Here is an 11909-nt window from a genome sequence, read left to right as displayed (position 1 = left end):
AAGCTCCTTCGTAAATTTAAAAATAGTTTTGTTGTGACCAACGAGGAATACTTTACCACGGGGATATATTTCATAGGTAATAGCTTTATGACAAATCTACCTTTTTTGTAATATTTGAAGTAACATATGTAATCGAAAGCGATTTCTTTGTCGTAAAATCAAGCATAATGTCTCTGAAAAGAGTAGCTGTCTAGTTATTAAGAAAAGGTTAATCTCACGTTTTTTTGTAGAAAAAATCTCTCTTTCGTCTCGGATAACGCTTACATGAATATAAATAAAAACAGTCATGAGCATACAAACTAACGCTCATGACTGCTTTATTTATATTAGGAACAGAGGATAATTAAAAAATTATCGTTCTACTCTATTTGTAATAAGTGGAAAGAATTTCAAACAATAAATAGCACAAATTCCTACAATAATATAGATCGCTTTAGCTAGAATTGTCGTAGATCCACCTGCAATAGTAGCAACTAAATCAAATTCTAATAAACCAACCAATAACCAATTTAATCCACCAACGATCAACAATGTTAAAGCAATAATGTCTAAAGTTTTCATTTGTTATTTCTCCTCTCCATATTTGACATACTCTAATTATAAACTAATTTTTATATTAGTACTAAAATACTGCTTAAGCTTATAAAATAAGGTTATAAGCTGGTAATGTCATCTTTATTTATAAGAATACGAGTTTGATGATGAGAAAAAAATGAAATATATAAGTTAAGAAAGAGAAATGTCCAATGGAAAGCAAAAGGATTCAAGAACTGTAAACAAGCGTTACACTATTTAAAAGAATCGATTGAATAAGAGTTCAATTATGGTTCCTAATATTCATCGTTCTCATAATTCTTTTACAGTATAGGTCATAGGTTGTAAATATAAAAAATGATCAAGATGGGCAAAATAGAAGGCATGCAGATAAAACAATACTGATCTCATTGCTTAATCGTAATAAGGAGAAATAATCAAAAAAGCTATCTTATGAAACATAAGAAGGAACTGTCCATAGTAATCATTAGCAGTAAATTAACAGGAAGAGTAAAATAGAAAGAAGAATTTATGCGTAAAATTATCAGAAGTCAGGTCGTTTAGTATAACGAACAGTAAGTTTATTAATAAGACGTGAATAAGAAAACAAAAAAACGTAGAGCACGGAATGCTCTACGACTAGTCATTGATGCAGACGATGGGATTTGAACCCACACGAGCGTACGCTCACAAGACCCTCAATCTTGCATGTCTGCCGTTCCATCACGTCTGCGTATAATAACAATAAATTAATGATAGCGAGTATTTCCGCAGATGTCAAGATGAAAAGGGAGAGAAAAAGTGGAAAAATATGATGGGGAGTTTTCTATCTTAGGAATGAGTGTTGGGCTAATTCTTGGTATTGTATTGAAAGATTTGTCTGCCGGAATTTTTTTGGGCGTTATTTGCGGAATTGCTATGGACTGGGGTGCGAATTTATTCAATGAATATCGACGGAAATGAGTTTGAAAACTAACTAAAATTTCTTATGGTTTTACTTAAAATTGTGGTAAATTTTAGAGGGATAGAGTATGATATTGAAAATAAGTAAAAAATAAAAAATCAGAAATTTCTGTTTATTTTGAAATGAGGGATTGGATAGCGTTATGAGAGAATTTGAAAAATCCAATAAACTAGAAGGCGTAAGCTACGACGTACGTGGACCTGTGTTAGAAGAAGCCGAACGTATGCAAGAAGAAGGGATCAGTATTTTGAAGTTAAATACTGGAAATCCTGCCCCCTTTGGATTTGAAGCGCCAAATGAAGTGATACGTGATTTGATTATGAATGCACGAGATTCAGAAGGCTATTCTGATTCTAAAGGCATTTTTTCAGCAAGAAAAGCGATTGAACAATATTGTCAAATCAAAAAGTTCCCCAATGTGACGATCAACGACATTTATACAGGGAATGGAGTCAGCGAACTGATCACAATGTGTATGCAAGGTCTACTTGATAATGGGGATGAGGTTTTAGTTCCGATGCCTGATTATCCATTATGGACGGCTTCAGTATCACTGGCTGGTGGAAAACCTGTTCATTATATATGTGACGAACAAGCAGAATGGTATCCTGATATTGATGACATTAAATCAAAAATAACGAGTAGAACAAAAGCAATCGTGATCATCAACCCAAATAATCCAACTGGAGCATTGTATCCAAAAGAGATTTTAGAGCAAATCGTGGAGATTGCTCGTCAAAATCAATTGATTATTTATTCTGATGAAATTTATGATCGTTTAGTCATGGATGGTTTAGAACATATTCCAATCGCTACCTTGGCACCAGATTTATTTGTCGTGACGTTGAATGGTTTATCTAAATCCCATCGTGTTGCAGGATTTCGTGTTGGCTGGATGGTGTTGAGTGGAGATAAATCACATGTTAAAGGCTATATTGAAGGATTGAACATGCTTTCTTCGATGCGTCTTTGTTCCAATGTATTGTCTCAGCAAATCATTCAGACGGCATTAGGTGGTTATCAAAGTGTGGATGAATTATTATTACCTGGTGGGCGTATTTATGAGCAACGAGAATTTATTTACAATGCCATTAATGACATTCCCGGTCTTTCTGCAGTAAAACCTAAAGCAGCGTTTTACATTTTTCCTAAGATTGATACGAAGCGTTTCAATATTTTAGATGACGAAAAGTTTGTTTTAGATTTCCTACATGAACATCATATCTTGCTGGTTCATGGTGGGGGATTTAATTGGCATCAACCGGATCATTTTAGAATCGTTTATTTACCAAAGATGGATGATCTGAAAACGACTGCTGTCAAAATGCGTGAATTTTTATCGACTTACCGACAAAAATAGCCTGTCATGGATGTTTTTACTCAAAAGAGCCGAACTCAAGTTTTGGCTCTTTTTGGTGTGAGAGATGAAATAATCACTAGCTAAATCAAAAATAAGGAAGGAAAAAAGTCGGACAAGTTTTTGATAGGACTTTTCTTGATGTTTCTTCTTCCGTAAAGTAAAATATTGGTATAATGCGAATACGCATATTTTGAAGGAGGATGCTTATGGAAACGTTGGTCGCTTCCTTTGGTACAATCATAAAAGAAATTCGAAAAGAACAGAAGATGACACAAAAAATGCTTTCGCAAGATATTTGTTCACAGAGTGTTTTAAGCAGAATTGAAAATAATGAAGAGCTACCAAATGTTGTTGTAATGGCACAAATTTGCCAACGTTTAGGCGTAACGATCGATCATGTCATGCGTTTATCTCATGGGAAAATTCGAGAGGTCTTAAAGAATTTTGAGTTAACAGACTTGTATTTTCAGCAACGAGATTATCGCAAGCTGGAACAAGTGTTAAAATCGCCAGAGGTTACAGAAAATTTGTACGAAGCTTCGGATTTTCAAAAATATTATTATTATTTAGGCGTCTGTGAATTTACATTACGAAAAAATATTACTCAAGCACTTAGTTATTTAAAAGAAGCGCTCTCCTATTCGACGTTAAAAGATCGAACACAAGTGACGGATGTTGAGATCCAGCTAGTCAGTTGCATTGGCAAAATCTATGGCGTAGCTGGCAAAACTGCGGAAGCGAGGTACTATTTAAGTCGTAGTATCCAACTCTTCCAAGAGACGATCCAAGATCGAACCAAAAGTGAGTTTACTCAAATTTTTTATAACTATGGAAGCTTTTTGTTGCACCAAGGAGAAATTGAACTATCTTTAGAACAAGTAAATCAAGGAATACGGTGGGCGCAAGATAAAAATAGTTATTATTACCTTAACGATTTATTTATTTTAAAGAGTTTGATTTATAAAAAGAAAGGTGAAATCAATAAAGCTCTCTTTTATGAAGAATTGGCACAATCAGTTAAAAAAATAGCAAAAAGTCTCTAAATGGTGTAGACCATTCTTGACTTATCTCCAAAATAAGAGTACCTTTAGGATAGAAAATCAAAGGAGAGAGAAGAATGAGAACTTTTATCTACGCAGACAAATTCTTTTTGTCATCCGGTGTCAAAAATGCAGGTTATCTTGAAATCACTGATGGTCTTTTTGGGGAGTATACCCAAAACACACCTGAAGGAGAAGTCAATATCATTGATCAAAGCGGAAAATGGATCGCTCCTGGTCTAGTTGATACGCATATTCATGGCTATATGAACCATGATGTGATGGATAATGATGCAGAAGGTGTGAAAGCAATGTCAGAAGGATTGCTTTCTTGTGGAGTAACATCGTTTTTACCAACTACTTTAACATCAAGTAAAGAACGTTTAAAAGATGTAGCTGAAACAATTGGAAAAATGTACCAAGAAGCTCCTGGAGCAAAAATTAAAGGAATCTATTTTGAAGGACCATTCTTTACGGAAGAACATAAAGGGGCGCAAAATCCAAGTTATTTTGGAGACCCTGATCTTGATACTTTCCATGAATGGCAAGAAGCTTCTGGCGGACTGATCAAAAAAATTGCCCTAGCCCCAGAACGAAAAGGCGTTGAAGAGTTTGTCAAACAAGTGACAGATGAAGGCGTGGTTGTTTCATTGGGTCATAGTAATGCGACGATCGATGAAGCACAAAAGGCAGTAGAAGCAGGTGCCAGTGTCTTTGTCCATGCGTATAATGGCATGCGTGGATTAAATCATCGTGAACCTGGAATGGTTGGTGCGCTACTATCGCTAGAACATGTTTTTTCAGAATTGATTTGTGATGGGCATCATGTTCATCCAAATGCTGCTCAAATTTTAATGGAAAAAGCAGGTCACGACCATGTGGCATTGATCACTGATTGCATGATGGCTGGTGGAATGCCTGATGGCAATTATAATTTAGGAGAATTTCCAGTGGTCGTGAAAGATGGAACTGCTCGCTTAGAATCAGGTAATTTAGCAGGAAGTATCTTGAAATTAAAAGAAGCAATCAAAAATGTAGTAGACTGGGGATTAGCTACACCTGAACAAGCTGTGATGATGGGAAGCTTAGTACCAGCAATCAGCTGTAAGATCGATGATACTTGTGGCAAGATCGCAAAAGGACGGGACGCTGATTTTATCGTATTGAATCCAGATATGACTTTAGAAGCAACATACCTAGATGGTGTAGAACGTTATCACGCTTAATAAAAAGACTGTTATTAAGTAAGTAAGAGCGAACCATCGCTGAAAGGCTGATTTGAAGAGCTTTGACTTAATGGATCAGGTCATTTTATTTGAACATCATTCGTAAATAAGCAAAAGCCGATGTGGTTGGGACAGAACCTTGTTCCATTCACACCGGCTTTTTTTTAACTGATTTGGATGACTTTCACCCCAACATTTTTGATTTCAGCAATTACTTTTTCAGAACAAAACTTGTCAGTAATCAAATAATCAAAAACAGAAATATCTGCAATTTTAAATTTTGATGTTAAACCAATTTTACGATGATCAGCAACTAGAATTTTACATTTAAACGTTTGACGAATCATCATTTCATTGATCGTTGATTCATTGAGAATTTTAGTTGTTACGCCATTATCGATCGACACACCACTGCAACCAATGATACAGACATCAGCATTCATTGAAGAAATGGTATTTAATGCGATATCACCCACTAATGCTTCTTTTGGAAAGCGCATCTCACCTCCAGTCAAGATATAATTGCAGTTTTCTTTATGAGGGGAGTAAGTGATTTTTACGTTATTTGTGACAATTGTCAGGTGATTGGCACGTACATATTCAACCACTTTAAGTGCAGTAGAACTAGAATTAATGAATACGGTATCATAATCATTGATGTATTTACAAGCTTCACGAGCGATTGATTGTTTTAGTCGTTCTGGTCCAGATTGATCAAAGTCTGTACGATTATCATAATTATAAGAACAGAACCCGTAATGACGAATGATCTCATTTTTTTCTTCTAATAAATTTAGGTCTCTGCGTATTGTACTAATAGAGACTTTTAAAGATTCAGCTAACTCATATGTTGTCATTTGCTCTTTTTGTTGTAATCGCTCCAAAATATCCTTTTGACGCTTCTCAATATTGACAATGGAATTTTTCATTATTTACCCTCCTATTTGTTGCCTATGTATATGATTTTTATCGCTTCAAAGATTCATATAAAGTTTATTAACTATATATATCATACTAAAAAAATCAATTAACTTACAAAAACGATCATATAAATAACAAACAGTCATATAAAAGAGTTTTCATGTTTGTCGTTGCATATTATGATTTAGATATCAACAAAAGAAAGTTCTTGAGAGGAGAATTACAATGAGCAAACATGTCAATGATGTCACAAAAGAAAATTGGGTTTTAGAAACATTTCCTGAATGGGGTACCTACTTGAATGAAGAGATCGAAACAGAAGAAGTAAAAGAAGGAACGGTTGCGATGTGGTGGTTAGGTTGTACCGGGATTTGGTTAAAGACGCATAAAGGGACAAATATTTTGTGTGATTTATGGTGTGGGACAGGTAAACGTAGTCATGGAAATGGGATGATGAAAAAAGGGCATCAGATGATGCGAATGAGTGGGGTTCAAAAAATGCAACCGAACTTGCGGACGCAACCTTTTGTGATTGACCCTTTTGAAATGAAAAGTGTAAACGCTTTAGTTGTAACGCATATCCATTCGGATCATTTGGATATCAATACAGCAGCTGCTGTTCATCAAAATTGTCCGAATGCAAAATTCATTGGTCCTCAAGAAGTAGTAAATACTTGGTTGAACTGGGGAATTCCAAAAGAGAAAACGATAATCGTCAAACCAGGAGATGAAGTCAAAATTGAGGATGTAACTATCGTTGCTTTAGAAGCATTTGACCGTACAGCATTAGTCACTTGTGAAGATCCAGAGGAAACTTTAAAAGGGAAAATACCTCAAGAAATGGATGAGATCGCTGTGAATTATCTATTTGAAACATCGGGTGGAAATATTTATCATGCTGGAGACTCTCATTATTCTAATATGTTTGCGAAACATGGGAACGAACATACTATTGATGTTTGCCTAGGTGCATATGGTGAAAATCCACGAGGTATCACGGATAAAGTGACTTCTGTCGATATGTTGCGAATGGCTGAGTCATTGAAGGCTAAAGTAGTCATCCCTGTTCATTATGATATCTGGGCAAATTTTATGGCTGATCCAAAAGAAATTACCGAAATATGGAAATTTAAAAAGGATCGCTTGAAGTACGATTTTAAACCATATATCTGGCAGGTAGGAGGCAAGTTTACCTATCCAACGAACAAAGACGACCTGGAATTTAATTTCTACCGTGGTTTTGAGGATGTATTTTCTGTAGAAAACGATACACCATTCCCGTCATTCTTATAGAAAAGAGGCTAACAACATGTTGAAATATTTTTTGGATCAAGGCTTGGTGAAATATTCCGATAAAGAAATTACTGATTGGAAGGAAGCTGTTGCTGAAAGCTGTCAACTATTATTAGATAAAAAGTTGATTGATCAAAGTTACGTAGATGAAATCATCCAATGTGTAGAAGAACATGGTCCTTATATCGTGATTGTTCCCAAAGTGGCAATGCCACATTCTTCAGCAGATAGTGAAGGAGTTTATGGAACAGCTATATCATTCACTAAAATGAAAAGGCCCATTCAATTCGACCAAGAAGAAAAATCAGCAAGTTTATTCTTTACTTTAGCAGCCAAAAATGTAGATCAGCATATGGAAAATATTCAAAAATTGTCTGAGTTGTTGATGATAGATGGGCTAATTGATCGTTTGGCAGATACCGATTCGATTGAAGACTATCGAGTGGTGATGCAAGAGTATAACTTATAGGAGGAAAAAAGAATGGCTGATTTTTTATTGAGCATTTGGACTTATTTCGCTACAAACATCTTAACTCAACCAGCTTATCTGATTGGTTTTATTGTACTGCTAGGGTACATTCTCTTGAAACGTCCATTTTATGAGTGTATTGCTGGTTTCTTGAAAGCAACAGTCGGTTACTTCATTTTGACGGTTGGTTCAGGAGGATTAGTAAACAACTTCCGCCCCATTTTAGTAGGTTTAAAAGAACGGTTTAATCTGGATGCGATGGTCACCGATCCATATTTTGGACAAAATGCCGTTGACTCTGGATTAGAGGAAACATTTGGTCGTACATTTGGGGATGTCATGATTTTACTTTTGATTGCTTTTGTTATGAATATCTTACTCGTTCGTTTTCAAAAATATACAAAATTACGTTCGGTTTTTACAACTGGAAATGTTCAGATTCAACAATCTGCAACTGCTTTTTGGATATTATTATTTTGTTTTCCCTCTTTAGGAAGAATTCAAGTTCTGATTTTTATGGGACTGATTTTAGGCTGTTATTGGGCAGTAGCTTCTAATTTAACAGTTGGTATCACCCAGGAGTTAACCGAGGGCGCGGGTTTTTCTGTGGCACATCAGCAAATGTTTGGTATCTATATATTTGCGAAGTTAGCCGAGTTTTTAAAGAAACGTGATCAAAAAAAGAACACTCTAAAAAAGTGGATAAAAAATTGGAAGATATTGAATTACCAGGTTTTTTATCTATATTTAATGAAAATATGGTAGCAACTTCTTTATTAATGCTTTTATTTTTTGGAATTATTTTGTTAGTGCTAGGAAAAGATTATTTGATTCAAGCACAGTTTATGCAAGAAGGACAAAGTTTCTTGTTCTATATTATGACAACATCATTGAATTTTGCTGTCTACCTAGCCATTTTACAATTAGGAGTCCGTACTTTCGTGGATGAGCTAACACAATCTTTTCAAGGGATCTCCAATACAATCCTACCAGGTGCGGTTCCTGGGATTGACGTAGCTGCTACTTTTGGTTTTGGTTCACCTAACGCCGTAACCATTGGCTTCTTGTTTGGTGCCTTAGGTCAATTTTTGATGATTGCCTTACTCATTTTGTTCAAATCACCAACCATCGTGATTGCTGGTTTTATTCCATTGTTCTTTGACAATGCAGTTATCGCAGTTTTTGCCAACAATCGAGGTGGTTTCAAAGCCGCCTGTCTGTTCCCATTTCTTTCTGGAATCATTCAAGTTGGTGGATCGGCCGTTTTTGCAACTTGGATCGGCATGTCAAAATATGGTGGCTATCTCGGTATGTTTGACTGGGCCACTGCTTGGCCATTATTTACTGTGATGATGAAGTTTTTGGGGTATGTTGGTATCGCATTAGTCGTGGTTGGGCTATTGATTATTCCACAATTACAATACCGTAAAAATCCAGACGGGTACTTTTTGATCGTCGATGATTATGAGCAATATGCAGAAAAATATCACAACGAGAATTAAATACAACAATAAAATTAAAATGAACACATAGGAGGAAAACATAATGAGAATTTTAGTATCTTGCGCAAACGGGTCGGGAACAAGTTTGATGATGATGAGAAGCGTCGAAAAGGCAATGAAAGAACTAGGTGTGTCAATTACCAAAATCCATCATTGTGCAATTTCTGAAGGAAAAAGTTCTGCGACTCAGTATGATGTCGTTTTTACACCAGTCAATTTTTTGAATATGTTTATCCAAGCTGAGAAAAAAGGAATTACAGTGATTGGCATTAAAAATGTCATGTCAGCCAAAGAAATTGGTGAAAAATTTGCTAAATCAGCGTTGTATCAAAAATCTAAATAAAAGAGGAAGATAAAATGAGCAGACCAAAATTACAGATTGCTTTGGATCATAATGATTTAGAACAAGCATTAGCAGATGTATTTCAAGTAGGGGATATTGTCGATATTATTGAAATTGGAACCATTTTATGTCTGCAAGAGGGGCGCAAAGCCATCAGCTGTATTCGTAGCATGTTTCCAAGGAAAACAATTGTTGCTGATACAAAATGTGCGGATGCCGGGGGAACGGTAGCCAAAAATGTAACTGATGCCGGTGCGGATTTTATGACTGTTATCTGCTGTGCTACTCTGCCAACCATGGAAGCAGCTCAAAAAGAAGTGAAGGCATTGCAAGTCGAACTGTATGGGGATTGGACCTATGAACAAGCAGCTGAATGGCGGAGGATCGGTATCCAACAGGTGATCTATCATCAAAGTCGAGATGCATTACTTTCTGGTGAAACTTGGGGAGAACGGGATCTGACAAAAGTAAAGAAATTGATAGAAATGGGCTTTGCAGTTTCTGTGACAGGTGGATTAAACGTGGAAACATTGAAATTATTCGCAGGGATTGAAGTGGAAACTTTTATAGCTGGAAGAGGGATTTCTAGTGCGGACGATCCTGCAAAAGCAGCCAATGATTTTAAACAAGAAATGATTCGCATTTGGGGGGAATAGACTTGGCTCAAATCGGAATTTATGAGAAGGCACTACCAAAAGATATCTCTTGGAAAGAGCGCTTTTTATTAGCAAAGGAACTTGGTTTTTCCTTTATTGAGATGTCGATTGACGAGACAGATGAACGCCTAGCTCGACTCAATTGGTCTGACGAGATGATCAATCAAATACGCAAAGACATGAAAGAGACGGGCATTCGGATCAATTCCATTTGTCTGAGTGGTCATCGCAGGTTTCCTTTTGGCTCTTCAAATGAAGCGTATCGGATAAAAGCCAAAGAATTGATGGTCAAAGCGATCCGACTTGCTCAGCGCTTAAGTATCAAAATTATCCAAGTAGCCGGATACGATGTCTATTATGAAAAAAAAACAAGGCTATCACGAAAATTATTTATTGAAGGACTTGAAGAAAGCGTCAAAATAGCTTCTGAATATGGAATCATCTTGTCAATTGAAATTATGGATGATCCATTTATGAATTCAATCACTAAATTTTTAGAAATCAAACGCCAGATTGATTCACCATATCTTCAAGTTTATCCAGATCTTGGTAACCTTTCGGCTTGGCAAGAAAACGATCCAGAACGTGAACTAGAAAAAGGGATCAATTGGATTTCTTCCATCCACTTAAAGGATACCTATCCAGTAACAACTGAATCATCAGGTCAATTTCGTGATGTTCCTTTTGGCGCAGGCTGTGTTGACTTTGAGGGTTTGTTAAAGAAACTCAAACAGATGAATTATAATGGGTCATTTTTAATTGAAATGTGGAGTGAAAAAAATCCGGATTTTAAAAAAGAAATCGTAGCAGCAAAAAGCTATCTTTATCCGAAGCTAAAGGAGGCAGGTTATGAGTTTGCGTAATCCAATCATTAAAGAAATGAAACAACGTGTTTATGAAGCAAATTTGGCACTACCTCAATATGGACTAGTTAAGTTGACTTGGGGCAATGTCAGTGAATTGATCGAGCGCTTGGGGTGATCGTGATCAAGCCAAGTGGTGTAAAGTATGAACAGATGGCTCCCGAACAAATGGTAGTGACTGATCTAGCTGGAAATCCGCTAGAAGAAGATGGGATGAAGCCCTCTTCTGATTTATCGACTCATGTGATTTTGTATCAAGCTTTTGAAAAAATCAATGCTATCGTCCACACGCACTCCACTCATTCAGTCATGCGGGCGCAGGCTGGTCGAGACTTGCCTGCCTATGGAACAACTCATGCGGATGCTTTTTATGGAACGATTCCTTGCACACGGCAATTAACTGAAGAAGAAGTTAAAAGTGCTTATGAAAGAAACACTGGTCATGTGATTGTTGAAACGTTTCAAGAGAGACAATTAGCTCCCACTGAAGTTCCTGGTGTATTCGTTTATGGACATGGCCCATTTACTTGGGGTGAAACCCCTGCAAAGGCGGTAGAGAATAGCTTGATCTTAGACGAAATATGCTTAATGGCTAAAGAAAATGAAAAAATTAATCCTGCTATGCAATCTATTCCACAATATCTTTTAGATAAGCACTACTATCGAAAACATGGGATGCATGCATATTACGGTCAAAAGTGACGAAGCTTGCGGGGGCTTACTTGAAGTCTTCACATT

The 11909-nt window shown here is 36.3% G+C and carries 11 protein-coding genes, 1 tRNA gene and 2 pseudogenes; 11 read left to right on the top strand and 3 right to left on the bottom strand.

Going from position 1 to position 11909, the window contains the following annotated elements:
- Positions 1-351: 351 nt before the first annotated feature.
- Together AB3I42_RS12670 and AB3I42_RS12665 are read right to left on the bottom strand one after the other, a co-directional pair.
- On the bottom strand, positions 352-561 hold the full coding sequence (locus tag AB3I42_RS12670; protein WP_010719419.1) for a DUF378 domain-containing protein: 210 nt from the start codon (positions 559-561) through the stop codon (positions 352-354).
- Positions 562-1184: 623 nt separating this feature from the next.
- Positions 1185-1267 (bottom strand) — tRNA-Leu (locus tag AB3I42_RS12665).
- A 68-nt stretch (positions 1268-1335) separates the two neighbouring features.
- Here AB3I42_RS12665 and AB3I42_RS12660 point away from each other — a divergent pair.
- The 4 genes from AB3I42_RS12660 (at position 1336) to nagA (ending at position 5124) form a co-directional block, all read left to right on the top strand.
- The gene (locus tag AB3I42_RS12660) at positions 1336-1497 is read left to right on the top strand and encodes a hypothetical protein (RefSeq protein ID WP_010719418.1); all 162 of its coding nucleotides are present in this window, start codon (positions 1336-1338) and stop codon (positions 1495-1497) included.
- A gap of 143 nt (positions 1498-1640) precedes the next feature.
- Positions 1641-2858, top strand: a complete 1218-nt coding sequence (locus tag AB3I42_RS12655) for a pyridoxal phosphate-dependent aminotransferase (protein WP_010719417.1) — start codon at positions 1641-1643, stop codon at positions 2856-2858.
- 206 nt (positions 2859-3064) lie between these two features.
- The gene (locus tag AB3I42_RS12650; RefSeq protein WP_181914555.1) at positions 3065-3901 is read left to right on the top strand and encodes a helix-turn-helix transcriptional regulator; all 837 of its coding nucleotides are present in this window, start codon (positions 3065-3067) and stop codon (positions 3899-3901) included.
- 74 nt (positions 3902-3975) lie between these two features.
- Positions 3976-5124 (top strand): N-acetylglucosamine-6-phosphate deacetylase, encoded by a 1149-nt coding sequence (gene nagA / locus AB3I42_RS12645; RefSeq protein ID WP_010719415.1) that lies wholly within the window; start codon positions 3976-3978, stop codon positions 5122-5124.
- Positions 5125-5288: 164 nt separating this feature from the next.
- On the opposite strand, the gene AB3I42_RS12640 is transcribed toward nagA, so the two are convergent.
- Positions 5289-6053 carry a DeoR/GlpR family DNA-binding transcription regulator gene (locus AB3I42_RS12640; RefSeq protein ID WP_034700348.1) on the bottom strand — a complete coding sequence of 255 codons (765 nt, stop codon included), beginning with the start codon at positions 6051-6053 and terminating at the stop codon, positions 5289-5291.
- 217 nt (positions 6054-6270) lie between these two features.
- Between AB3I42_RS12640 and ulaG the strand changes: the two genes are divergently transcribed.
- The 7 genes and pseudogenes from ulaG to araD all read left to right on the top strand — a co-directional run bounded on the left by ulaG (position 6271) and on the right by araD (position 11873).
- On the top strand, positions 6271-7338 hold the full coding sequence (gene ulaG, locus AB3I42_RS12635; protein WP_010737415.1) for an L-ascorbate 6-phosphate lactonase: 1068 nt from the start codon (positions 6271-6273) through the stop codon (positions 7336-7338).
- Positions 7339-7354: 16 nt separating this feature from the next.
- A complete protein-coding gene (locus AB3I42_RS12630; RefSeq protein WP_034866766.1) occupies positions 7355-7807 on the top strand; it encodes a PTS sugar transporter subunit IIA in 453 nt (150 codons plus the stop codon).
- A gap of 12 nt (positions 7808-7819) precedes the next feature.
- Positions 7820-9309: pseudogene (locus AB3I42_RS12625) on the top strand (PTS ascorbate transporter subunit IIC).
- Between the two features lie 43 nt (positions 9310-9352).
- Positions 9353-9652, top strand: a complete 300-nt coding sequence (locus tag AB3I42_RS12620; RefSeq protein WP_181914554.1) for a PTS sugar transporter subunit IIB — start codon at positions 9353-9355, stop codon at positions 9650-9652.
- 14 nt (positions 9653-9666) lie between these two features.
- On the top strand, positions 9667-10308 hold the full coding sequence (locus tag AB3I42_RS12615; protein WP_010719407.1) for a 3-keto-L-gulonate-6-phosphate decarboxylase UlaD: 642 nt from the start codon (positions 9667-9669) through the stop codon (positions 10306-10308).
- 2 nt (positions 10309-10310) lie between these two features.
- Positions 10311-11171 (top strand): L-ribulose-5-phosphate 3-epimerase, encoded by an 861-nt coding sequence (locus tag AB3I42_RS12610; protein ID WP_010719406.1) that lies wholly within the window; start codon positions 10311-10313, stop codon positions 11169-11171.
- Positions 11158-11873 (top strand): annotated as a pseudogene (gene araD / locus AB3I42_RS12605) (L-ribulose-5-phosphate 4-epimerase AraD). Before AB3I42_RS12610 ends, araD begins: the two are co-directional and overlap by 14 nt.
- Positions 11874-11909: the final 36 nt, after the last annotated feature.

The sequence above is a fragment of the Enterococcus sp. C53 genome, assembly GCF_040887425.1.
Taxonomy (GTDB): domain Bacteria; phylum Bacillota; class Bacilli; order Lactobacillales; family Enterococcaceae; genus Enterococcus_B; species Enterococcus_B hirae.
Note: the sequence above shows the minus strand (reverse complement) of the source record. Positions and strands in the feature narration are given on the sequence as shown.